The 22763-nt window shown below is 55.3% G+C and carries 18 protein-coding genes and 1 tRNA gene; 8 read left to right on the plus strand and 11 right to left on the minus strand.

Features of this window, described 5'->3' with window-relative positions; all coding sequences use genetic code 11:
- Window positions 1-173: 173 nt before the first annotated feature.
- Genes AC6T8Q_RS04840 through asnS form a run of 3 tightly spaced genes read left to right on the plus strand, consistent with a single transcriptional unit; the run spans window position 174 to window position 3226 of the window.
- A complete protein-coding gene (locus AC6T8Q_RS04840) occupies window positions 174-1220 on the plus strand; it encodes a thioredoxin-disulfide reductase (RefSeq protein WP_500678000.1) in 1047 nt (348 codons plus the stop codon).
- 55 nt (window positions 1221-1275) lie between these two features.
- A complete protein-coding gene (locus tag AC6T8Q_RS04845) occupies window positions 1276-1797 on the plus strand; it encodes a YfiT family bacillithiol transferase (RefSeq protein ID WP_500678001.1) in 522 nt (173 codons plus the stop codon).
- Window positions 1798-1816: 19 nt separating this feature from the next.
- Window positions 1817-3226, plus strand: a complete 1410-nt coding sequence (gene asnS, locus AC6T8Q_RS04850) for an asparagine--tRNA ligase (RefSeq protein WP_500678002.1) — start codon at window positions 1817-1819, stop codon at window positions 3224-3226.
- Window positions 3227-3312: 86 nt separating this feature from the next.
- On the opposite strand, the gene AC6T8Q_RS04855 is transcribed toward asnS, so the two are convergent.
- Both AC6T8Q_RS04855 and kdsB read right to left on the minus strand, forming a co-directional pair.
- Complete coding sequence (locus AC6T8Q_RS04855; protein ID WP_500678003.1) at window positions 3313-4332, minus strand: SDR family oxidoreductase; 1020 nt, start codon at window positions 4330-4332, stop codon at window positions 3313-3315.
- A gap of 36 nt (window positions 4333-4368) precedes the next feature.
- Entirely contained in the window at window positions 4369-5151 is a 783-nt protein-coding gene (gene kdsB, locus AC6T8Q_RS04860; protein ID WP_500678004.1) for a 3-deoxy-manno-octulosonate cytidylyltransferase, read from the minus strand.
- Between the two features lie 188 nt (window positions 5152-5339).
- Between kdsB and glmS the strand changes: the two genes are divergently transcribed.
- Entirely contained in the window at window positions 5340-7205 is a 1866-nt protein-coding gene (glmS, locus tag AC6T8Q_RS04865) for a glutamine--fructose-6-phosphate transaminase (isomerizing) (RefSeq protein ID WP_500678005.1), read from the plus strand.
- A gap of 33 nt (window positions 7206-7238) precedes the next feature.
- Here the strand turns inward: glmS and AC6T8Q_RS04870 are convergent, their stop codons facing one another.
- A complete protein-coding gene (locus tag AC6T8Q_RS04870) occupies window positions 7239-9665 on the minus strand; it encodes an alpha/beta hydrolase family protein (protein ID WP_500678006.1) in 2427 nt (808 codons plus the stop codon).
- Between the two features lie 273 nt (window positions 9666-9938).
- Between AC6T8Q_RS04870 and AC6T8Q_RS04875 the strand changes: the two genes are divergently transcribed.
- A complete protein-coding gene (locus AC6T8Q_RS04875; RefSeq protein WP_500678007.1) occupies window positions 9939-10664 on the plus strand; it encodes a hypothetical protein in 726 nt (241 codons plus the stop codon).
- Window positions 10665-10738: 74 nt separating this feature from the next.
- Here AC6T8Q_RS04875 and AC6T8Q_RS04880 read toward each other — a convergent pair whose 3' ends face one another.
- Entirely contained in the window at window positions 10739-11650 is a 912-nt protein-coding gene (locus AC6T8Q_RS04880) for a carbohydrate kinase family protein (RefSeq protein ID WP_500678008.1), read from the minus strand.
- Between the two features lie 271 nt (window positions 11651-11921).
- On the opposite strand from AC6T8Q_RS04880, the gene AC6T8Q_RS04885 reads away from it, so the two are divergent.
- Window positions 11922-13427 carry a glycoside hydrolase family 16 protein gene (locus AC6T8Q_RS04885; protein WP_500678009.1) on the plus strand — a complete coding sequence of 502 codons (1506 nt, stop codon included), beginning with the start codon at window positions 11922-11924 and terminating at the stop codon, window positions 13425-13427.
- Here AC6T8Q_RS04885 and AC6T8Q_RS04890 read toward each other — a convergent pair.
- The 4 genes from AC6T8Q_RS04890 to AC6T8Q_RS04905 form a co-directional block, all read right to left on the minus strand.
- Window positions 13393-15813 (minus strand): hybrid sensor histidine kinase/response regulator, encoded by a 2421-nt coding sequence (locus AC6T8Q_RS04890; RefSeq protein ID WP_500678010.1) that lies wholly within the window; start codon window positions 15811-15813, stop codon window positions 13393-13395. The two genes, AC6T8Q_RS04885 and AC6T8Q_RS04890, sit on opposite strands and share 35 nt — an antisense overlap.
- Before the next feature lie 43 nt (window positions 15814-15856).
- Window positions 15857-17431, minus strand: coding sequence for a DUF7125 family protein (locus AC6T8Q_RS04895; RefSeq protein ID WP_500678011.1), 1575 nt, complete (start codon window positions 17429-17431; stop codon window positions 15857-15859).
- Window positions 17432-17443: 12 nt separating this feature from the next.
- Entirely contained in the window at window positions 17444-17857 is a 414-nt protein-coding gene (locus tag AC6T8Q_RS04900) for a hypothetical protein (protein ID WP_500678012.1), read from the minus strand.
- 322 nt (window positions 17858-18179) lie between these two features.
- A tRNA-Ile gene (locus tag AC6T8Q_RS04905) sits at window positions 18180-18253 on the minus strand.
- A gap of 186 nt (window positions 18254-18439) precedes the next feature.
- Between AC6T8Q_RS04905 and AC6T8Q_RS04910 the strand changes: the two genes are divergently transcribed.
- Together AC6T8Q_RS04910 and AC6T8Q_RS04915 are read left to right on the plus strand one after the other, a co-directional pair.
- On the plus strand, window positions 18440-18655 hold the full coding sequence (locus AC6T8Q_RS04910) for a hypothetical protein (RefSeq protein WP_500678013.1): 216 nt from the start codon (window positions 18440-18442) through the stop codon (window positions 18653-18655).
- Window positions 18656-18857: 202 nt separating this feature from the next.
- Window positions 18858-19022, plus strand: a complete 165-nt coding sequence (locus AC6T8Q_RS04915; protein ID WP_500678014.1) for a hypothetical protein — start codon at window positions 18858-18860, stop codon at window positions 19020-19022.
- A 411-nt stretch (window positions 19023-19433) separates the two neighbouring features.
- Here the strand turns inward: AC6T8Q_RS04915 and AC6T8Q_RS04920 are convergent, their stop codons facing one another.
- From AC6T8Q_RS04920 to acs, 3 genes are all read right to left on the minus strand, one after another.
- Window positions 19434-20075, minus strand: coding sequence for an SOS response-associated peptidase (locus tag AC6T8Q_RS04920; RefSeq protein WP_500678015.1), 642 nt, complete (start codon window positions 20073-20075; stop codon window positions 19434-19436).
- 107 nt (window positions 20076-20182) lie between these two features.
- On the minus strand, window positions 20183-20485 hold the full coding sequence (locus AC6T8Q_RS04925; protein WP_500678016.1) for a hypothetical protein: 303 nt from the start codon (window positions 20483-20485) through the stop codon (window positions 20183-20185).
- Window positions 20486-20615: 130 nt separating this feature from the next.
- Window positions 20616-22571, minus strand: a complete 1956-nt coding sequence (acs, locus tag AC6T8Q_RS04930; RefSeq protein ID WP_500678017.1) for an acetate--CoA ligase — start codon at window positions 22569-22571, stop codon at window positions 20616-20618.
- Window positions 22572-22763: the final 192 nt, after the last annotated feature.

Below are 22763 nucleotides of genomic sequence, written 5' to 3' on the forward strand. Positions count from 1 at the left end.
GCCAAAAAGTTGCCGCTACTCTACATCATAGCCCGTCGGGTAGAAACGTCGCAATTTGGCTTGGTTTACGGTTTTCAGTGGCTGGCCTATAATCTTCGCTGCCGAGGGAGCTGCACAATTCGAGACGGTGAGTCGCCCGGCATCTTGGGATTTCAGAAGTTGAGGAGACTATCTTGCCGGAAAAAGTTGTCATCGTTGGAAGTGGACCCTCGGGTTGGACAGCAGCCATTTATGCGGCCCGCGCGAGCTTGGAACCTGTGCTCTTTGAGGGGGCGATCACGGAAGCTAACCGGTTGCAGGGAACCATGCCGCTGGGGCAGCTCGCTCTTACGACCGAAGTGGAAAATTATCCCGGCTTTCCCGCGGGCGACTTGAGCCACTATCTGCGTTCGGCCTTGCCGGAAGAGCATCATTGGCTTGCCGATTTGCATCATGGGGAAGGCTGCTCGGGACCTGAACTGATGCACCTGATGCGTAAGCAGGCCGAGAATTTTGGCACGCGGATCATGACAGATGATATTGTCGACGTCGATTTCACGGGTCAACCGTTTAAGCTCAAATCGCTTGAAGGCCAAGAAATCGAAGCTTATTCAGTGATCATCGCCACGGGGGCCCGGGCGAATTATCTTGGCTTGCCCTCGGAGGAACGCTTCAAGAACGCTGGCGTGAGTGCCTGTGCCGTGTGCGATGGTGCATTGCCACGTTTCCGTAACAAGCCGGTGGTGGTTGTCGGTGGCGGCGACTCGGCCGTGGAAGAGGCTGATTATCTTTCCAAGTTCGCCAGCGTCGTTCACCTCGTACATCGCCGCGACGAATTGCGGGCCTCGAAGATCATGGCCGAGCGAGCCAAGAACAACAAGAAGATCGATATCGTGTGGAACAGCGCCGTTGAGGAAATTCTGGGCGACGACAAAAACGGAGTGACCGGCGTGCGGCTGGTTTCGACCATCGACGACAAGAAAACGGAAAAAGAAATCGCCGGCGCGTTCATGGCGATCGGTCATACACCCAATACGAGGTTCCTCGAAGGCAAACTCGAGATGACCCCCAAGAAGTACCTCAAATGGACCGTGCCGTTCCGCACGAATACCAGCGTGGAAGGCGTGTTTGCTGCGGGGGACGTAGCTGACGACTACTATCGCCAAGCGGTGACCGCCGCCGGGTCGGGATGCATGTCGGCATTGGATGCCGAACGTTGGTTGGCCGCGAAGGGTCTGTAGAGCGATTCAGTATTCACAGTCCTCAAAGGGGCGATGGACAATCGCTATATCGACGATGGATGCGCCGCTTAATCCGGTAGGAGAATATGTTGCCGAGCAGGTATGTAGTCCCGCTCGCATCGCGGAGTTGATCGAGCAAATTGCTTCGGCCCCTGCGGAACTGCGGAAGGCTGTTGCCGGGCTATCGGAATCTCAACTCGACACGCTGTATCGCAACTGGTCGGTTCGGCAGATTGTCCATCATTTGGCCGACAGTCATGTGAACAGCTACATTCGCTTCAAATGGGCTTTGACCGAGGATCAACCCACGATCAAGGCTTATTTTGAAGATCGCTGGGTCGCACTGGCAGATTCCAAGCATGGCGAGATAGCGGCGCCGCTCGCGTTGTTCGACGCGATTCATGCTCGTTGGGTACAGCTTTTGAAGTCGATGGACTACGGCGATTTTGAGAAGTCGTTCATCCATCCCGAGACGTCGCAGCAAGTCACATTGAAATCAGCCCTTTGCTATTATCCGTGGCATAGCCGCCATCACACGGGACAAATTCTTTGGCTCCGCCAGCAGCACGGCTGGTAACTACGATTGGGAAGGATCCATGAAAAAACTTTCGGTACGCGAAGCGCGTGATGCCAAGTCGGTAGGACAAAACGTCTTGATCCAAGGTTGGATTCGCACACGTCGCGATAGTGGCGGCGGCTTCAGCTTTTTGGAGATTAACGACGGCACGTGTTTGAACAATATCCAAGTGATCGCCGACGGCACGCTCGCAAACTACGAGACCGACGTTAAAAAACTTGGCGCGGGGGCAAGCGTTTCGGTTCGTGGCGAGATCAAACCTTCCAACGGCAAGGGCCAGGCGACCGAACTCTATGCCAGTGAAATTATTGTTCACGGCTGGGCCGATCCCGACGAGTATCCGCTGCAAAAGAAGCGGCACACGATGGAAAAGCTCCGCGAATGGGCCCATCTACGGCCGCGCACGAATACCTTTGGCGCGGTGATGCGCGTGCGAAATCGCATTTGCCGTTCGATTCACGATTTCTTTCAAGAAGAAGGTTTTCTGTACATTCACACGCCGATCATCACGGCGAGCGACTGTGAAGGGGCCGGCGAGATGTTTCGCGTGACGACGCTCGACCCGGCGAATGTGCCGCGCAAAGCGGACGGCGCGGTTGATTTCGAGCAGGATTTTTTTGATCGTCCCGCGTATCTCACCGTGTCGGGGCAGTTAGAAGGTGAAATCTACGCCACGGCACTCGGCAAGATTTATACCTTCGGGCCCACGTTCCGCGCGGAGAATTCCAACACCTCACGGCATTTGGCCGAGTTTTGGATGATCGAACCGGAAGCCGCCTTTTTCGAGTTGACCGACAACATGGACCTCGCCGAGCGGTTCCTCAAACGGATCGTCAACGACGTACTCGCCGACTGCGACGAGGATATGCAATTCTTCCACGAGCGAATCGACAACACGGTGCTCGATAGCCTTAAGACAATCGCGGGCAAACATTTCCAGCGGCTGAGCTATACCCAAGCCATCGAGATCCTGGAGAAGTCCGGCGAGACGTTTGAATATCCCATCTCCTGGGGCACCGATTTGCAGGCCGAACACGAGCGATTCATCACCGAGAAATATCTGCAAGCGCCGGTGATCCTGCACGACTATCCAGCGGCGATTAAGCCGTTCTATATGAAAGTGAACGACGAAACCCCCGACGTGCCGGGCCGAACCGTACGGGCAATGGATGTGCTTGTGCCACGGGTGGGTGAAATCATCGGTGGCAGTCAGCGCGAAGATCGGCTCGATGTGTTGCTCGCGCGGATGGCCGAGCAGGGGCTCAACCCTGACGATTATTGGTGGTACATCGAGCTACGAAAGTTTGGCTCGGTGCCGCACTCGGGTTTCGGCTTAGGCCTGGAACGCATGGTTCAAGCAGTGACCGGTATGGCGAACATTCGGGACGTGATTCCGTTTCCGAGAACACCGGGGAACGCGGAGTTTTAGGAAGAGGGGTTAAACCACAAAGGCACGAAGTACACCAAGCAAAAATGAATTACTTGGTGTACTTCGTGCCTTTGTGGTTGGATGAACTACGCCGCGTTCACGCGCCGGGGATTGCGGTACAACACCTCGGCCAGCAACTCGGGTGAGCCGCGAAAGCCATCGCGTTCGTAGTGCCACTTGTCGTGGGTTGGAACCCAATCGTTTTCCAGTGGCCAGGGATCAAATGGTTGATAGCCCAAGGCTTGCGCGAGCTTAGTAGAATTCATTGAAACATCGCCCGCTCGCGGGGGAATAGGGCCCGCCTCAATTCGAGGACAACCCATCAATAAGTGCGGATCGTACCCGCCCACACGATTGATGACCTGCGCGATTTGATAGAGAGATAACCGTCGTGGCGCTCCCGCGTGATAGAGGCCAGCAAGATCGTTGCTGAGTAATGTTTCGTAAACATGATTCAGGCAATCGGTGTAGGTGGGCGTACGAACTTCATCGAAATAAAGCGTGGCGGGGCGGCCCTTGGCAAACCGGGATTGAATCCAGTCGATGGCCCCCGCGTGGCCATTGAAACTCACGCCCATGGGGAGCGAAATTCGCAACGTGCAGGCCGCGGGAGCGCAGTCAAACAAAAGCTGCTCGGCGGCTACCATGGTCGTGCCGTAGACGGTGACAGGATCGGTGCGATCCGTTTCAAAATGGCCGGGCCAATCGATGGGCTTGCAATCGCGACCACCGAACACAAGATCGATTGACGTATGCACGAGTCGAACTTGCCGCTCAACGACAATCGAAAGCAGCGTGATCATTCCTTCGACATTCGTTCGCCAGGCGAGCCGCGAATCGAGTTCGCACGATTTCAAAGCACAATTGCCGGCGCAGTTCAGCACGGCGCGAAATTGATGCTGATCGAACAATCGCTCAAGTCCAGCACGGTCTTCGGCGTTGCAGGCGATGATTCCTGGCCCCGACAGGGGCCAATTGTCTTCCTGCCGGATGCCGATAACCTGGCCTGGGTAACGCTGCTGAAAATAGGCGAGCGCATTGTAACCCGGCACGCCGGCAATGCCGGTGATCAGCAAGGGCAGGGGGAATTCGTTCGATTCACGCATGGGCTAATTATAGCCCATGCCGTCGGCGAACGTCATCTAGGCCGCGAGCCGCTGGCGGCGTTGTCTTTCGACGAAGGCGGCGTAATCGGCCGGGGTGTCGATGCCGCGGGTGGGCTGGGCGATCTCACCGATCAGGATCGTTTCGTCTTGCTCGAGAATTCGGAGTTGTTCGAGCTTTTCGATCTGCTCGGTCTGGCCCATCGGCAGGCTGGCAAACCGCAGCAACAGGTCGCGGCGGTAGGCGTAGATGCCGATGTGCTGGAAAAAAGTGGCTGGTGAGGATGTGAGCATGTCGTCCCGCCATTCGCGGGGATGAGGAATCGGACTGCGGCTGAAATACATGGCCCGCCCGGCGTTATCGAAGACCACTTTCACGCACGCGGGATCTTCCAAAGCTTCGCGACTGCGAATCGGCGTGGCCAAGGTTGCCATCGTGGCGGCAGGATTCTGCTGCAAAAGCATAACCAAGCGGTCGATGGCCCGCGGATCAATTTCCGGCTCGTCTCCCTGCAAATTAACGATAATTTCCGCCCACGGAATGAATCTGGCCACTTCGGCAACCCGGTCGGTGCCACTGGGGCAGTCGGGGTTGGTCAGAATCGCGCGCCCGCCAAAGCGCTGAACCTCGTGAGCGATTTCGCGATCATCGGTGGCGATGAGAATGGCCTCTGGCAATGTTGCCCGACAGGCGGCTTCATAGGTGTGCTGAAGAACCGTTTTCCCGGTGTCCTTGAGCAGCATTTTGTCCGGCAGCCGCGTCGAACGGCGGCGAGCGGGGATCACCAACAAGCACTTTTCACTTTCCATGGGACATGACATAGAATTTCTCCGGCAGGGCCAAAAATCGCGGCTCCTAAATACCAAAACTGCCGCGTTAGCTCCACGTCAGTCCGTGGGCTGGTTTCTTATCTCCGTGGCCGGAATTCGCCCAAAATGCTATCTTGAATGTCGCCACGACTGCTGGCATGGTTGCTAGCAGTCTACGACCGTTGGAAGGAAGTCGTTCTATGTGCGGAATAGTCGGTTACGTCGGATTCGCGGACGCGAGTGAGTACTTGCTCGAAGGCTTGCGCCGCTTGGAATATCGCGGTTACGATAGCTCGGGCATCGCCACGCTCGAAGATGGCGAGATAGCAATCGATAAAGCCGCTGGCCGAGTCGACGAGTTGGCCAACCTGCTGAAGCGGCACGCACACAAAGGTTCAATTGGCATCGGTCACACCCGCTGGGCCACGCATGGCCCGGCAAACGATGTAAATGCTCACCCGCACATGGGTGGCGACTGTATGTTGGCCATGGTTCACAACGGCGTGATCGAAAATTTCCGTGCGATCAAAGAGCGGCTCATCGAGAAGGGCTGCGAATTTCGTTCGGCCACTGACACCGAAGTGGTCGCACAGCTAGTGGCTTACGAGCTGGATAAAGTTTCTGACACCGTGCTGGAAAGCGAAGATCCTTATGCCCCGTTGATTACCGCAGTGCAGAAATCGCTGGCCAAGCTACGCGGGACTTACGGCCTCGCAATGGTGTTTCGCGATTGGCCAAACGTAATTGTCGCAGCACGGCTTGGCAGTCCGCTGGTGATTGGCGTCGGCGACGGCGAAAACTTTATCGCGAGCGACGGTTCTCCCTTGGCGGGTCGCACGAACAAGATTGTGTATCTGGCCGACCATGAGATCGCGCTGGTCACCTCTGATTCGATCCGCGTGATTCACCGCGATTCAGGCGACGTGGTTCACGACGTGCAAGCCCTCGATATCGAAGCGGCCGACATGGATCTCAACGGCTTTCCCCATTACATGCTCAAGGAAATCTATGAGCAGCCCGAAACGATTCGCAACGCGATGCGCGGTCGTTTGGACAAAGACTCGGCCACGGCAGTGTTTGGCGGGTTAAATCTCACGGCAAATCAATTGCAATCGGTAAAGCGGTTTGTGCTGACGGCATGCGGCACGAGTTGGCATTCGGCGCTTGTGGGTGAGTACATGATTGAAGCCTTGGCGCGAATTCCCGTCGAAGTGGAATATGCCAGCGAACTGCGCTATCGCAATCCGCCGCTTGATAATCAGACCCTGTTTTTTGCCTTGACCCAAAGTGGCGAAACAATTGATACCTTGGCCGCGCTTCGCGAGATGAAGCGCAAAGGGCATCCCACGATGGCGATTTGCAACGTCGTGGGGAGCAGCATTGCCCGTGAAGCGGACGGCGGCATCTATCTGCATGCCGGGCAAGAAATCGGCGTGGCGTCGACCAAGGCCTTTACCGCGCAGTGCGTGGTGTTGTCGCTCCTGGCGTTGTATTTCGGCCGGTTGCACCATTTGAGCTACGAAAGCGGACTGCGAATTATCGAAGAGCTTGAGCAGCTTCCAGGCCAAGTGGAACGCGCGTTGGAAACCAACGAAGTGACCCGGCGGATTGCCGAGAAGTATGCCGACTGCAACAACTTCTTGTATCTTGGCCGGCAGTACAATTTCCCCACTGCCTTGGAAGGGGCCCTCAAGCTCAAGGAAATCAGCTACATCCATGCCGAGGGCTATCCCGCGGCTGAGATGAAGCATGGTCCCATCGCGCTTGTCGATGAACATACGCCTAGCGTGTTTATCGTTCCTCAAGGTCCGGTATACGACAAAGTGCTGGCAAATGTCGAGGAAATCAAAGCCCGCGGCGGCCCAGTCATCGCGGTGATTGATGACGATGATTCGCGCGTGGCTCAACTTGCCGATGACGTGATTTACATTCCCCCCGTGACGGAGTTACTGCAACCGATTGTCGCCGCGGTACCGCTTCAACTGTTGGCGTACCACATGGCCGTTGTCCGCGGTTGCGACGTCGATAAGCCGCGGAATTTGGCCAAGAGCGTCACGGTGGAATAGTTAGCCAGCTTCGTCCCGATGCCGTTGGGGCCATTAAAGCGCCGCATCCCGCCACACGATCTCGCCCGGCTCCACCGTCCAGGCGATGCCAAAGAATCCCGCAGCCCGGACGTCGTCGTTCCCGGTCATAAGGCTTTGGGAACTATAAAGCAACAAGTCCGGAAAGTTCGTGCCGTTCACAAACACCGGCAAGCGGTCGGTCGTTCGCATGCCGTTAATGCCCGTGCCCCCGATCACGCCGACGACCGCCTTAGAACTGCCACGGCGGGGATGAACAAATACGCAAGCCAAATCGTCGCCTAGTTCCGGACGACGGTCAATCCACACGCCATCGCGACGCATTTGCGCCGGCGATGTCGAGAGCAGCACGGGCCACGCCAGATTCGTGTCGGCATTGCCGTAGAGCACGACGTTGCGATCGCGATAGTTTTCCGGTTTGAAAACCTTGTCGGCGACAATTTCTGCGGAACCGTTGAGCCGCACGAGCATTGTCTCGGCATCGTAACGGGCCTTGGCCAGTGCCCATTGGCTTTCTGCGGGTGTGCCGTTTGTGCCATAAACTAGCACCGCATTGTTCTCGAACACGCTTCGCAGTCCGCCATAACGCGCGGGGCGTTTGAAAGAAGCGGGCAAGCTGGGGACCAATTGCCAAGCCTCATCGTGCCGCAAAAAGGTGAGCGGTCGGCCATCGACGGCGAATTCGCCCACTGGCTCGCCATCGAGGGCGACTTCAACGACCGTATCACTTTTCAGTTGGGATGTTTCGATCGAAAGTGCCTTGACATTGACCGTGAGACCCAAGAACAGGTTGCGAGCACGGTCGAACTTCACCGCGGCGCGGCTGAGCGCCCATTGCTCTTCTTGGCCCAAGATCGTCAGCCAACGGCTTTGCGAATTCACTCCTGGGCTGAACGTCACGCAATCGGCCTCCTCGACTTCGGAATCGGTGGGCGATAGGTGCTTGGTCACGAACTTCAGTACCTCGGTGAGATTCTGCTCCGGTGTTTCGTTGTCGAGGGTGCGCGATTCAAATTTCGGATGGAACGCGCGGAACAATTTGATGAGCTCTTGAGTAAGCGGGTTCGATTTGTCTTCTTCCAATAACAGAGCGCTTGAAACCGTGTTTCGCAGCAACGGTGTGAGTCGATTCGACCATGCCACGCGCTCCAGCATTTCCTCGACGGGCGTGTCGACGTCGGTTTGTTCGTCGCCCCCATATTCGAGCCAAGGATCACGCGGCGCGAGCGCGGCCCAACGATCCGCGGCGATCCCGCCGAGTCGCAACACGCCATGCCCACCCGTGTTGGTGCCACGTAGCCACGTTCGCCGTGGGTCGTACTTCACATGCTTCGCCGCATCATCCAGAGCTTCCAAGACATCTCGAGCTGACCAATCTTCCCAGTCACACCCTTCGACCCGCCGGCCCGTCGGCGCCAACAAATGCACGCCTGCGGCAGCTTGTAATTTTGATAGAAGATTGGTTGGTGTTTCGTCAGCATCATGCAATGAAACCAACATCCCAGCTTCATCATTGCTACCTTTGGCAGGTAATAAACGATAAGCCTGCACGCTGCCGTCGAGTTTGCTGCGAAAGGTGCGCGTCTGCTGTTCGCTTGCTTCGACGATACTAAGTTCGATCTTCGCTGGTTTGCCGTTTGTAGAATCACTCCAGGCAAACTCGACGTTGGTTTTGTCGGATGTGGCGCTATCGGCTTTCCAGTTTGGCAAAACCGGAATGGCTACCTTGCGAACGCTCAATGGCGGTACCGTATCGACTTTCGCCGTCAAGTCTCCGCCACCGGCAACGGTTGTTTTGACTTGTGCATCTCTAAGTGTTTGTTCGCGACAATTCACAACGACTACACCCAACCACACCGGTTCCGTTTCATCGTGTACCAAGTCAGGCTTGGTCACATCACGCAGATCGAAGATCACATCTTCAGTGGGCCTTGAGAGTTTGACTCGGAGCTTCCCAGCTGCGGCATGAAACAACAGTTCATTGGTGCCGGGGTTGAGCATGATGGGCAAGACTGTGCTGCCCGTGAGATACGGATCACCCGCGCGCGGTTCACCGTTGACGAAGACCATCGCGTGGCCTGACGCTTCCAGTAAAGCAACCTGGCGTTTGGCAGATTTGACTTGGGCATAAGCATAACCGCCCCATAGCGTTGTATGCTCCAGCCAACCTTCTTCGCCGGCTTGGAACTCCTGCCAGGTGACTTTCTTGCCATCGTAGGTGGACACTTCAGACCCCAAGGTGGGGGGGCGCCAATCACCGCTGGCCAATTCTGCTTGCAGTGGATCGACGTGAAGCGGAACCCGGCCGTAGCGTCCTACTCGGGGCAGCACCAGGAACTCGTCGACGACAAGCTGATCACCGGTAAACTCTTGCGCTGCGGGGATTTTGCCGCCTAGCAATGAGGTGGCAATTAGCAGCGATAAACAAAGAGGCTTAAACATCCAGCAATCAATCAGGCGTAGAGGATTTTGATATTCAATCTCAGATGAAAGGCTCACCCAAAACAAGGTTACATTTCCTTAAGCCAATTGTACCCATTGCGAGGGGTTTTACTAAATATCCCCTGGAAATCAATCGAAGATAGATGAATCAGCATCATTGATCGCTCTTTCAATGCTCTTCTCTCATCACGAGTGCTGGACTAAAAATCTGCCTACGACGACCTCACAGTCTAGGTAGCCAGCCCACATGCAAGCAAGCAAAGACACGTGACCATGCTAACGATTAGCGCCGAAAATCCACAGAGCCTCACAGATGTGGCCAATGTTCTCAGTCCCCTGCGCGTCAGACGCGAGGCATGGCATGGGCGCAAAGTCTGGATTAAACGAGCGACGCGCCCTAAGGCAACAATCTTTCACAAGATTCAGCAAGTCCTTTGCCGATTGATTCCCATCGAAGGTTTTCGCCCGACTGTTACCACGGGTGGCGCCGCGGCATTGCATCACGAAGCAAGACGCATTACCGAATTGCGTAAGGCGGGGTTTGTTGTTCCCGAAGTGCTCGCCCGTTTTGACGAGTGGCTGGTCTTGTCGGATTTAGGTTTGACGGTGGACCGTCATTTCACTGAGCAGACGAATATATCAGCGGACGGCGTTCGCGACGTGATCAGTGCCTGCGGCCGGGAACTTGCTCGGTTGCACACAGCGGGGCAATGCCACGGTCGTGCCAAGATCAATGATTTTATTGTGACCAATGGTGGTGAGATCGGCTTTATCGACTTTGAAGAGGACGTTTCGCATCTCAGCCCCGCCTCGATACAGGCGCGTGAGATTTGGTTGTTTCTGAGCGGAGCTTCACGCTACGCAAAGATTGCCCCCAATATCTTGCCGGTGGCCTTTGGAGCCTATCGTGAAGCTCGCGGTGATGCTGACTTCACGGAACTCAAGAAGATGCTCAAAGTGCTCAGGATATTTAACTGGACCGTCTATCCCTGGCGGTAGATCTTGAGTGCCGACGTCAGTCGCGCCTACTCGGCTACGGACTTTCTGCTGAAAGCTGAGCTATAGGGCGGCACTCACACCTGTTCGAGAATCTCTCCAGGCAGGACTGGCGTCGCGCCTGGTTGAGCCGCCACATAAGCACCCACGCGATTGGCGAGTTTGACGATCTCCGGCAGCGGTTTGTCAAGCAACACGCCAACGATGATCGCCGCACAGCTAGAATCTCCAGCGCCGACATTGTCGGCATTCGGTTTGCGTGGATAGCTGGGAACATTTCCTTCCACTCGCTGTGTTGCCGAGTAAAGGACAGTCCCCTTTTCGCCCCGCGTTAATGCGAGCAACTTTAAGTTATACTTCGCGATGAGACGGAGCGCCTGTTCATCAACAAGGATCGCTGGGGGCATCTCTATCGCCTCGCTCACAATGGGCAGCTCGTTCTCGTTGAGTTTCACCACGTCGGCCAGTTCCAGCGACGTTCGCAAAATTTCCTGCGAATAGAATCGTTGCCTAAGATTGACGTCGCAGACTTTGAGCGCGGACTTGGCCGTGGTGAGAAACTGTCGAATCGACGCGCGGCTTGCTTCCTCACGTTGGGCCAATGTGCCGAAACAAACGGCCGAGCATTTTGTCGCCAGTTCCGCGAGTTTTTCGTTGAACTCGAGATGATCCCAAGCTACGCCCTGCTTGATTTCGTATTGCGTTTCGCCCGTGGAATCGATCTCCACCTCGACCGTGCTCGTGGGGTAGCTTTCGGTGACCGCAACGTACTCGGTCGTCATCCCGCGCTCAGCGAGTCCAGCGAGCAAATTGCTACCTAGGTTGTCGCGACCCACTGAGCTGGCCACCACGCCGCGCCCCCGCGATTGCAAAAGCTGATGAGCATGCACGGCGAGATTCACCGGCGCGCCTCCCAGGACGATGTGCTTATCGGAAAAACAATCGAACAGGGCCTCACCCAATCCAACGACAATCAGCGGACTCGTCAAAATGAAATCTCCCCCGACGCTAGTATCTTGCAATATTGCACTTCAGGCTTGTTCTGATAGGGAATTATAAGGTCATTCGCTGGTCTGGCGAACAGGTATGGGTTGGCTCACTCCATCTTCCCGTCAGTACAACTCAATTAGTTTGAAATTTCGCCCCCAATCTTTATACTGGAAACATCAATACCTTCTCGCCAAGGTGGCTTTTCCTCTCATTGTTACAAGGGTACTGCAAGTGCCTGTGTGTCAAAAATATTTCTTCCAGGCGCTCATCTTGTGCCTCCTGGCTATTGTTGCCAACCAGGGCTTGCAATGTGCTCAAGCAGGTCCCGTGATTGTGCCGGGCTGGGGAAGTCCTGTCTTTCAAGAGAACTTCGCGGGGAGCGGCATCAACACGGGTGTGTGGGAAGTCGCTCATCGTGCCAACGAAGCCAACGGCGAAGCTCAGTACTATCATCCCAGCCAGGTTTCGGTCGGAAACGATCTGCTGCATCTGCGGGCCGACCTCGATCCAAGTTACACCTATGGCAAGCCTTACCTTTCTGGGCTCGTGCGGACATGGCAAGAGTGGAGTCATGGCCGCTTTGAAGTTCGCGCTAAGCTCCCGCACGGCCAAGGATTCTGGCCCGCGATTTGGTTGCTTCCTCGTCATGCGAGCTGGCCGGCCGGGGGCGAGATCGACATCATGGAAGCACGCGGCGATCTACCCTATGGCATGAGCAGCGCGCTCCACTGGGGATGGGACTTCAACTCGCGACAGTATCGTTCGGAGTGGTACGAGAGCGGCGCGAATTTTCAGGCCGACTTTCATGACTTTGCCGTCGAATGGGAAACGGGCACGGTTCGGTTCTATGTCGATGGCGTCGAGCACATGCGACTGTATGAACCCGACGTGGGGATTCCGAATACTCCCAAAAGCCTAATCCTGAACCTAGCGGTCGGCGGTAATTATTCCGGCTATCCCGACCAAACGACCCCCTTCCCGTCCGAGTTCGAGGTCGATTATGTGCGCGTTTGGCAGCGTCCTACACCTAGCGCGCCGCCAACATCGTTAATCGCCGACCCAGGCTTCGAGGAAGCTGGCGGATCTCTCGCCAATTGGGGCGTATTTGGCAGCAGCATTAATAATGTGCTTTCGGATTATGGGACGCCTCTCGATGGTGAGCGCTCGCTCAAACTCTTCGGCCAATTCAACGGCCAGACGAATGTTTCGGGTGCCTATCAAAGCGTGCCGATCACGGGGGGATCGCATATCGTGGCCGGTGCGCACGCGCTGACGCGTTCCGAAGATTCGATCGCCGACACGCTTAACGTGGTTGAAATGAAGCTGGAGTTCTACAGCGAGTTCGGTGCCCCCTATGGGTCACAATACTTTTTGGGCGAGTCGATTATTACTTTGGCCAACGGCGAATCGCCTGAAGATGCATGGTCGTACAGGCAAATCAACGAGTCAGCACCACTCAATGCGGTGGAAGCTCGCTTGGCGTTCGTCTTTGTCCAACCCTCATCCTACGATGGTGGGAGCGTGTTCATCGATAGCGTCACGCTTTTCGCTCAGACAGCGGGGGACTTCGACGGAGACGGAAATGTCAACGGCCGCGACTTTCTCATGTGGCAACGCGGGGGTTCGCCCAACCCGCATTCGACGACCGATTTGCAGTTGTGGCAAGCAAACTACAGTATTAGCGCACTGCAAGCTGTCCCTCTCGGCGTCCCAGAACCGACAGGCCTCATGTTGCTACTCGTCAGTACTCTGATCGTTGCAGTGCACCGTTGGTAACTTCAAGCACTTCCCGCACTTTCTTGGCGAGGTTAATTCGCGAGTAGGGTTTTTGCAAAAAGGCCACCCCATCTTGCACGATGCCTCGCCGGAGAACATCGTCATCCATGTAGCCCGATACATACAGGACTTTCAACTGCGGATTAAGCTCCAGTAGCTGCTCGGCCAGCATACGCCCGTTTAGTCCTGGTAACACAACGTCCGTCACGAGTAGCTGAATAGTCGATGGCTGGGTTGCGAAGACCGCCAGAGCTTCTTCGGCGTTTCCTGCCGTGAACACGGTATAACCGCACTCCTCTAAGATAAGTTGGCCCAGGGTGGCCACGGATTGTTCATCTTCCACCAAGAGGATGCTTTCCACTCCCAACGGAGTCAGTTCCTCGACTCGCGAAATTTTTGTACATTGTTCTAGTTGCTTAACGCATGGCAAGTAAATACTAAACGAAGCCCCCTTGCCAGGTTGACTTTCGACCTCGATATGACCACCGCTGTGCTTGACAACACTATGAACAACGGGCAGGCCCAAGCCTGTCCCTTGGCCTACCCCTTTGGTCGTGAAGAAGGGCTCGAAGATGTGCTCGCGAATGTCATCTGGAATTCCCTCACCTGTATCGATTACTTTCAACATGGCATACAAGCCAGGCTGAAGCGTGTGATGAGCTGCAGCATATTCTTCGTCAACATCTATATGATTTGTTTCGATCTCGAGCTTGCCGCCATTGGGCATGGCATCGCGGGCATTGACCGTCAGATTAAGTAAGGCCTGCTCCAACTGTCCATACACAGCCTTGACGCTGCCGAGCCTCGGATCCAAATTTGTAATTAAGCGAACATCCTCTCCGATGACGCGGCCGAGCATTTTCTCTGTGTTACGCACAAGGTCGTTGAGATCCAATTGGGTTGCTTCTTGCACCTGCTTACGACTGAACAGGAGGAGCTGGTTAGTGAGGCCTGCTGCTCGCTCTCCGGCTCGCTTGATTTCTTCGAGATGTTCGTGGGATTCGTCTTGTGCTGGCGAGGAATCGAGCAAGACATCGCAATAACCAAGAATGACAGTCAAAAGGTTGTTGAAATCGTGGGCAACTCCTCCAGCCAGTCGCCCGATCGCCTCGAGCTTCTGTGATTGACGGTACTGTTCCTCGAGTTGACGCCGCTGGGTGACATCGGTCGAGATGCCGACAAAATTTGTCAATCGACCGTTGGCATCCATCACGGGCGAGATTGACAATTCATTCCAGAATGACGTGCCGTCTTTGCGGTAGTTGAGTATTTCAACCGTCAACTGACGGCTTTCTTGAACGGCCATGCGAAGATTATGAATGGTCTCGATGTCGGAATCTGGACCTTGGAGAAACCGGCAGTTCCGACCGAGGATTTCTTCCGCTGTGTAGCCCGTCATTCTTTGTAGCCCGGGACTGGCATAGATAATCGGGTTGTCCGGCAGGCCGGGGTCAGTAATCAAGATGCCTTGTGTCACTGCTTGGATCGCCCGATCGCGTAGTTGCAGAACCTCTTCTGCTCGCTTGCGGTCCGTAATGTCTCGGGAGATACCCATGACACCTACGATGTTCCCTAGCCCATCTCGGTAAGCGATCTTGGTGGCGAGATAGGTTCGAGTCACCCCGACGGCTGTTAATACCTCCTCATCCGTTTCCATTTTCCCGGTTGTCATTACTCGTTGATCACGTTCCATCACCCGACGAGCATCGATCGGATTAAACAATTCTGTATCGTCATGCCCCAGCACCTCGTCAATTGGCCGACCGACAAAATCGGCTGCTGCCCGGTTGAACAGCAGGTAGCGACCGTCTCGATCTTTGACAAACACTGCGTCGGGTATCCCGTCGCTTACCGCCTGCAGGAGGTCTCTCTTCTCCTGCAATTCTATCAATGCCCGCTTGCGTTCGGTGATATCGTGCAAGCAATTGATCGCTCCGGTGATCTCTCCTTGTTCATTTTTGAGCGGACGAACATTGGCGAGGACAGTGATTCGCGAGCCATCGGGCCGTTCGATGATTGCTTCAGCATCCACGATCTGTGGGACCGCGCCCCGGAGCACCTCGGCCATCCGGCAGTCCTTGTGGGCCATAGGACTTCCGTCAGGGAGATACATTTTGTATGAGCCACAGTAGAGTTCATTGTCATCTTCAATCGCGGGTACGCGGCCCCACACCTCGACCGCACGGCGGTTATACTCAATGATTCTGCCCGCAGCGTCGCAGGTGTACACAGCCACGGGACCAAGGTCGAACAAAGTGCGAAAGCGATTCTCGCTCGCCCGCATTGCGGCCTCGGCTTGCTGTGCCTGCGCAGTCAGTTCATGTTGCTGAACTGATGAAATCAGCAGCGCTTCGTTCACCTCGCGAAGTTTTTGTTCGATGTCCACGGGTTAATCAGCATCTTTCGTAGAGATTTTTCTTGCCCCAGCGCTAGCGTGCGTCGGGCAGAGGGTTTTTCTGAGGAGGCGAGGGGGTATCAACACTCAATTCCGGCATATTCTGTCCAGCATTCGCGGACCAGGGTGCGGGGATGCCACTTGTGAGCCCACAATAGCCGCGCAGCGGCTCGCCAATTTGCACCCCGTCGGTGGTGATCTGGTATTCATGCATGTCAATCGAGTGGGCGCTGCGACGCATCTTCACCACCATCAGTATCTTGCGGAATTGCCCGTTGATCGACACGTAGCGCATGCGCACGATGTCATCGGCCAGGAACGAGACGGTGTACTTCGAGAAGACCATCGAAGTGAATTCTTCTTCGACCTCGACTGTGCTCATGATTGTCACACCCAGGCGCGTGAGCGCCGCAATCATGCGGTAGAGCGATTCGCGAAAGTCTTCGCGGAAACCCGGAGCCAGCGCCATTTCGAAGCCGACCAAGGAATCGATCACCAACCTCTTGCAGCCGATTTCGCGGACACTTTGGACGATCTCGTAAACCGTCTCGTCGACCGAGAGGTCGAGCGGCCGCAGATAGATCAACTTTAACTTACCTTCTTTTTGTGGCGTGTCGAAGTCAATGCCGAACATCGCCGCTCGCTGCACGTGTTCCCCGGGGAGTTCTTCAAATATGGCGACGATGCCCGGTTCTCCCTGCTGGAGTCCCTCGTCGATGAACTGCATTCCAACCGTGCTCTTGCCCGATCCCGATGGACCAGCCAGGAGCAGGCTCTCGCCTTCGGGGATACCGCCATGAAGCAGCTCATCAAGTTTGGCGATGCCGGTGGAGAGACGACGGGTGCCTTTGACATGCCCGTCGCTGCCAACGAGTCCAAACGTGCGCGGGAAAGTTTGCAATCCATCCTGGGTGATGCGGAAGGTGTGCAATCCAGGCACGGTTGCCTGACCCCGGATCTTCATGATCTGCATCTTGCGGACGATCGAGTTTCGTTCGACCGACTGATAGAGCCAGAACAAACCGTCGGCAACGGTAAACACCGGGTTGTCGCGCAACTCGGTGTCGGAATACTCGCCCACTAAAAATGAAGTGGCTTGCCAACTGGTAAGGTGCAAAGCCAGGCGCTGTACGAAGCCCTGGAGTTCCATCCCGAAATCGCTGGACTCGGCCTGTGCGCGGCGAACGACGGTCCGGAAAGAATCGACGACGACAATCCTGGCGTTGGAGCTTTCCACCTCCTTGATGATTTCGTCCAACACAGCGCCAAGGTCGTTCTGTAAGACAGCTTGGCTGAGATTGACGAAACGGATTGCGCTGTCAATTTTGGAACCGTCGAAAAACGAGAACTGCTGCTGATAGCGCAGCATCTTGATAGCCGGCTCACCGAGTACGGTGAAGTATAACGCGGGTCGCTCTGGGCTAGCATTGGTGAACATCATTTGGTGCGCCAGAGTGGTTTTACCGCTACCGGGCGAGCCAGCTAAGATATTGAAGGAATACTCAGGTAGACCGCCGCCCAGGATTTCGTCCAAGCCAGGTACTCCGGTGGACATAAGCTGGATTTCCACCGGGGCAGGGCGTTCATCAATCGCGGGGCAAATACTCATAACAGCCTCGGTTCAGGGGTTATCATCCAAAGTCGCAGCGGGCCAACATTCGCGAACCAACCGCAGAGTGAGTGCTTCGCCAAGGAATGTGGCTAGGAGTCCGAGCAGATGGGCAGTGACCACGGTCGGCGCTTGGATTCCACCACTCGTGTTATCAGTCGCGAGGTCTTCAAGTCCATGCATGCAACCGTCGGAACCGACTGTTACGCGCTCAAGTTCAGGGACTTCAACTCGTGCCAGAGCCAGCGCACGTCGCAACAAGGCGGCGTAGCCATCTAATCCAATGAGTCGCACCATCGCGATACGCAGCTTTTCGCAGACGCGTACTGCTTCATGGAGATGCGCATCCGCAGAATTGCGATTGGTTGCTTCCGCAACCAGTAATCGCTGGGCCACGATTCTCATGAATTCTTGGGGTTTATCCAAGTCAAGATTGTACCAGCGAGATAGAACAACACAATGAAGATACCCTAAAGGCTGGATTTTTGGCGAACAGATGTTGATCAAAAGCGATCCCAAGAGCTTCCTTCATAACCGCGCAGAGCAGTTAGGATTGGAACTCTTTGCGATCAAGGTGGCGAGTAATCAGCCAAGTGGACGCGGAAAGGGGACGAACTCACTAAGTGCGTTGAGGGTCGCCCAAGATACCGCGCTTCTGTATTCTACCCAGCTGGTTGGTTTAATGCAGGCTCGTCCCCATAATCGGGTGGAGCCGTTGATATCATGGCAAACCAGGATAAATGAAAAGTAGTCCGGGAGGGACTTGAACCCCCGACCAAGGGATTATGAGTCCCCTGCTCTAACCAACTGAGCTACCGGACCATTGGTCGTTTTCTTCGAGGATTAAGGGCATTTACCCCATTCTAAGTGATCCTCTGTTGTAAAGTCTACAAACTTTTCTACAATGATTGTTGGTGAACTTGTGTTCACCACAACAAGTCGCCCCGGCACGATGCGTCAACATCGTGACGAGGCTAAACAGTCCCCTTTTGTACGAAGGAGAAAGTCATGAAGGCCAATTCTAACATCCCGCGTGAGATCAGCCAATTGCTCGATCAGGCCCTAACGGTCGAGGAGTTGATCGACATTTTGCAGGGATATGACGCCAACGCCAAAGTCGTCTTTCAGTGCGACTACGGCGACATCACACACACGAAGCAGGCTCTGGCCGTGAGGATTATGAGAAGTTCGATGACTGTTGCAACGCTTTCATCGGCTGGTTGAGAATCGTCTGCGAAAAGGAATGTGCAGCGTCGCTCTGCAACATAATTTTGCGTGAGGTCGATAGTGACAATGTTACCTACTTGGATGTGCCAGAAGCATTTCTAGATTAAAACTATGCCCTCGGCTGTCACACTGATGGCCGAGGGCTTTCTCTAGGCTTGCGAGCGTGCAGTAGTGCGTTTACACTGTATGCATGTTCCCAATGGACAGAAAAGCGATCAACGAAAATCCCGTTACTGTGGAATATGACAGTCGCGGTAATCGTGTCCGCAAGGTGTTGCCGAACGCCATCGAAGCCAGGCGTTTCTATGCACGCATGTTGCGAGAGAATCGCAATCCCGTGATCGTGGGCAAACAGGGCCAATAGGCCATCTTCGCAAGGGCCGCTCACGCCTCGAAATCTGCCCTGTGCCGCGTTCGCATATCACGCTCCGCACAATCATGGGGCCAGGACGTTCAGTGCGTTAGAATGTCATCACGGAGTCGCATTGTAGAACGTGTGTAGACTGCTCTTTTCACACCGATTTACTTCGATTTACTTTGGTTTACTATTGCGTGACAATCATCAGCACAGACGAGAATCATCGTGCAATACGGTGATTATTGTAGATTGGTGCAAATTAACCATTCTGATTATGAGTCCCCTGCTCTAACCAACTGAGCTACCGGACCAAGGCTGGCGAGTTGACCAGAATTTTCCAGTATTGCGGACGAGGGGCAGAATGGCAACCGTACGTGAGCAGTTGATGCGGCTGTAGGGAATGTCGCTTATTGGCAATTAAAACAATGCTTTCTGCTTGTTTTCTTTGGGGCGTGACAAATACGTGCCATCGGCCGCGGGAACCATGAGCGAATCCAGCGGGCTGCGTTCGACGATCTCTTGATCTAGCCACAGCGCGCGAGCGTCGTCAGTTTCCAGTACTAAAGGCATGCGATCGTTACCTGCCTCCAGCACTTCGGCATTGGCCGCGGTCGTCAGCATCGAGCAACTGAAAACATGTTCTTCTGCTGAGCGCCACAATTCCCAGATGCCCGCAAACGCCAACAGGGGTTTGTCAGGAAGAAAAAAATAGCGATCCCCTTCCATGAATTCAGTACCAACCAGCAAGCAACGCCGCCGCGCGAACGGTGATTTGTACGAGCGCTTTTCGTGAATCTCTTCACTGCGAGCGTTATAACACCCCCGCTGAAAGCCGCTGCGGGCCGTCTTCCGACCCGACGGCTTCCACCATGGCGGCAGCAGTCCCCACTCCATGGGCATCAGCTCACGTTCGCCCCGATCGTTGAGTCGGATCACATGAATCTTGCTCAAGGGATAGAAGCTGCCAAAGGGAAATGATTGATGGCCAGGATGGGTGGCCGCATAAAACTGTTTGAGCAAAAGCGCTTCGTCGGCAACAAGAGAAAAATGGTGGCACATGCTAGAAGTTTAGCAGAGCCAGGAATGGGAGTACACGCGGCCCAAATTTCGCCACCGCGCGCACACCCAGCGCAGTTGATTTCGCTTACACGAAATGAAGCGAACGCTTAGCGCGCCGCTGCGCCGCCGGCCATAGCTTTTTTGATCAGGCCGATGATCGCGACCAGGAGTCCGCCGCCAATGGCTGAAGCTCCAGCTTGGCCAGCCATTTCGCCCGCTCCGCCGGCTCCCAGAATCGACTCCAGTACGCCCATCCAATTGATGGCCTGACCACCTGCGATACCGCCGATGATGCCGATGATCGTTTGGGCCAGCTTGCTCAAATCGATATTCTTGAGCAGCGTGCCGGCAATGTTGCCACCCGCTCCGCCACCAATCAATTGAATCAACAGAGGAACTAGTTGTTCCATGACACGCCTACCTTTCAGGCAATTGAAAAGAGAGATCAGGCAATGGTATTTGAAAGCGTAGTCTAATCGGCGGAGCCGCACATTTCCAAGAGAGAGTGGAGATTTTCCCTCCCCCCGGATGGGTGAAAGGCTACTCGTCGTCTTCCTTGAGCTTCGCCAGGACACTGTAATCTTCGAGCGTCGTGGTATCGCCGACCGTTTCCTTGCCGGCGGCGATGTCTTTGAGCAACCGCCGCATGATCTTGCCGCTGCGAGTTTTGGGAAGGCTGCCCGTGAAGCGGATGTCGTCGGGTTGGGCGAGTGCGCCGATTTCTTTGCGCACGTGCTGCTTGAGGGCGTTGCGGAGTTCGTCGCTGGGCACGGCATTTTTGAGCGTCACAAACACGGCGACCGCTTCTCCCTTGAGCTCATCAGGGCGACCCACCGCCGCGGCTTCGGCGACGTTGGGATGCGACACGAGCGCGCTTTCGATTTCGATTGTGCTGAGCCGATGACCTGAGACGTTCAGCACGTCATCGATGCGGCCCATAATCCAGTAATAGCCATCGTCGTCGCAACGCGCATTATCGCCGGCGAGGTACCTGCCTTTGACTTTGCTCCAGTAGACTTCCTTATAGCGTTCATCGTCGCCCCAGATACCACGGAGCATGCCCGGCCAAGGATGAGCGATCGTAAGCCATCCCCCTTGGTTGATCCCAACGGGCTTGCCCGTTTCGTCGACGATCTCGGGAATGATCCCTGGCAAAGGCTTGGTGCAACTGCCGGGCTTGGTAGCAATCGCCCCAGGAAGTGGGCTCATCATGATGCCGCCGGTTTCTGTTTGCCACCAAGTATCGACAATCGGGCAGCGCTCGCCGCCGATGACGCGGTGATACCACATCCATGCTTCGGGATTGATTCCTTCGCCCACCGTGCCCAAGAGGCGCAAGCTGCTGAGGTCGTGCTTGGCGACGTGATGGTCGCCCCACTTGATGAACGCGCGGATCGCCGTGGGGGCCGTGTAGAAGATCGTGACTTTGTACTTTTCGATGATCTGCCAGAAGCGGCTTTCATCGGGGGCGTTGGGGGCCCCTTCGTACATCACGCACGTTGCACCGGCACTGAGTGGACCGTAAACGAAGTAGGTATGCCCCGTGACCCAGCCGCAGTCGGCGGTACACCAATAGACGTCCTCGTCGCGATGATCGAAGACCCACTGGAACGTCTTTTTGGCGAACAGATTGTAGCCCGCCGTGGTGTGCTTGATCCCTTTGGGTTTTCCGGTCGAACCGCTCGTGTACAAAATATACAGCGGTGCTTCGCTAGGGAGCGGCGTGGCGGGGCAATCGGCCGAGGCCTTGGCCATCATTTCATGCCACCAATGATCGCGTCCTTTTTCCATATGGATCGCTTCATTCACACGGTCGAGCACAATGCAATGTTTTACGGTCGTCGATTTGGCGAGCGCTTCATCAACAGTTTGCTTGAGCGGTAGCGCCTTGCCGCGCCGCCAACCGGCATCGGCCGTGATTTGCAGCTTGGCTTTCGCGTCGTTATTGCGGTCGGCAATCGCTTCGGCGGAGAAGCCCGCGAAGATCACCGAATGAATCGCCCCGATTCGCGCACAGGCGAGCATCGCGATGGCGAGCTCGGGAACCATCGGCATGTAAATCGAAACAACGTCGCCTTTTTGAATGTCGAGCGATTTCAGGCAGTTGGCGAACTTGCAGACCTCGCGATGCAAATCGGTGTAGGTAAGTTTGCGTTCGTCGCCGGGCTCACCTTCCCAAAGAATTGCCATGCGGTCGCCGCGGCCTTCAGCGATGTGCTTATCGAGCGCGTTGTAGGACACGTTCGTTTCGCCATCGGCGAACCACTCGGCGAACGGTTCGTTCCACTCGAGAGCTTTGGTGAACGGCTTGAACCAATGTAATTCTTCGCGAGCAAGGTCGGACCAAAATTTGACGGGGTCGCTCTTCGCATGGTTCCAGAGCTGCTCATATTCGGCAAGTGATTTGATCCGTGCCTGGGCTGAAAATTCCGCACTCGGCGGAAACAGCCGCGTTTCGTGCATAACGGTATCAATCTGCCCGCTGGCTGCCGACATCGACAAGTCTCCCGGTCTGAAAAGCGAAGGAAAAGTCTGGAAATGAGAACCTTCGATTTTACAGAAACGGACTGCGATTTCCAGCCGTTTAGCGAGATACCGTAACAGAAGTAAACCGCTGATTAACGCTAATAATCGCTAATCTCATGAGCGTTTTATTAGCGATAATAAGCGGTTTACAGATCTTTCTAA

Origin of the sequence: Bythopirellula sp. (assembly GCF_041737835.1) — a bacterium.
Classification (GTDB): domain Bacteria; phylum Planctomycetota; class Planctomycetia; order Pirellulales; family Lacipirellulaceae; genus Bythopirellula.

What these genes read in the sequence shown, in the direction of transcription:
- AC6T8Q_RS04895 (WP_500678011.1), bottom strand. Translation starts at nt 17,431, where the DNA reads ATGAGTATTTGCCCCGCGATTGATGAACGCCCTGCCCCGGTGGAAATC.
- AC6T8Q_RS04910 (WP_500678013.1), top strand. Translation starts at nt 18,440, where the DNA reads ATGAAGGCCAATTCTAACATCCCGCGTGAGATCAGCCAATTGCTCGAT.
- AC6T8Q_RS04920 (WP_500678015.1), bottom strand. Translation starts at nt 20,075, where the DNA reads ATGTGCCACCATTTTTCTCTTGTTGCCGACGAAGCGCTTTTGCTCAAA.
- asnS (WP_500678002.1), top strand. Translation starts at nt 1,817, where the DNA reads ATGAAAAAACTTTCGGTACGCGAAGCGCGTGATGCCAAGTCGGTAGGA.
- AC6T8Q_RS04915 (WP_500678014.1), top strand. Translation starts at nt 18,858, where the DNA reads ATGGACAGAAAAGCGATCAACGAAAATCCCGTTACTGTGGAATATGAC.
- AC6T8Q_RS04875 (WP_500678007.1), top strand. Translation starts at nt 9,939, where the DNA reads ATGCTAACGATTAGCGCCGAAAATCCACAGAGCCTCACAGATGTGGCC.
- AC6T8Q_RS04925 (WP_500678016.1), bottom strand. Translation starts at nt 20,485, where the DNA reads ATGGAACAACTAGTTCCTCTGTTGATTCAATTGATTGGTGGCGGAGCG.
- kdsB (WP_500678004.1), bottom strand. Translation starts at nt 5,151, where the DNA reads ATGTCATGTCCCATGGAAAGTGAAAAGTGCTTGTTGGTGATCCCCGCT.
- AC6T8Q_RS04870 (WP_500678006.1), bottom strand. Translation starts at nt 9,665, where the DNA reads ATGTTTAAGCCTCTTTGTTTATCGCTGCTAATTGCCACCTCATTGCTA.
- AC6T8Q_RS04845 (WP_500678001.1), top strand. Translation starts at nt 1,276, where the DNA reads ATGGATGCGCCGCTTAATCCGGTAGGAGAATATGTTGCCGAGCAGGTA.
- AC6T8Q_RS04855 (WP_500678003.1), bottom strand. Translation starts at nt 4,332, where the DNA reads ATGCGTGAATCGAACGAATTCCCCCTGCCCTTGCTGATCACCGGCATT.
- acs (WP_500678017.1), bottom strand. Translation starts at nt 22,571, where the DNA reads ATGTCGGCAGCCAGCGGGCAGATTGATACCGTTATGCACGAAACGCGG.
- glmS (WP_500678005.1), top strand. Translation starts at nt 5,340, where the DNA reads ATGTGCGGAATAGTCGGTTACGTCGGATTCGCGGACGCGAGTGAGTAC.